At 65.5% G+C, this 229-nt stretch carries 1 protein-coding gene; it reads left to right on the top strand.

The genetic code is table 11. The annotated features are described in order from the left end of the window. On the top strand, nucleotides 1-229 hold a 229-nt coding region (locus tag F7Q90_RS26465; RefSeq protein ID WP_151161257.1), incomplete at both ends, for an IS66 family transposase.

Below are 229 nucleotides of genomic sequence, written 5' to 3'. Positions count from 1 at the left end.
AAGTTCGCAGAGCACACGCCTCACTATCGTCAGTCAGAGATATACCATCGTCAGGGCGTGGAGCTGAGTCGCGCCACGCTGGGTCGCTGGTCCGGCGCGGTGAGCGAACTGCTGGAGCCGCTGTACGGCCTGCTGCGCCAGTACGTGCTGATGCCGGGCAAGGTGCACACCGACGATATCCCTGTGCCGGTACAGGAGCCGGGCAGCGGTAAAACGCGCACGGCCCGGC

The sequence above is a fragment of the Pantoea stewartii subsp. stewartii genome, assembly GCF_008801695.1.
Classification (GTDB): Bacteria; Pseudomonadota; Gammaproteobacteria; order Enterobacterales; family Enterobacteriaceae; genus Pantoea; species Pantoea stewartii.
This window is presented reverse-complemented; position numbering and strand designations above follow the sequence as displayed.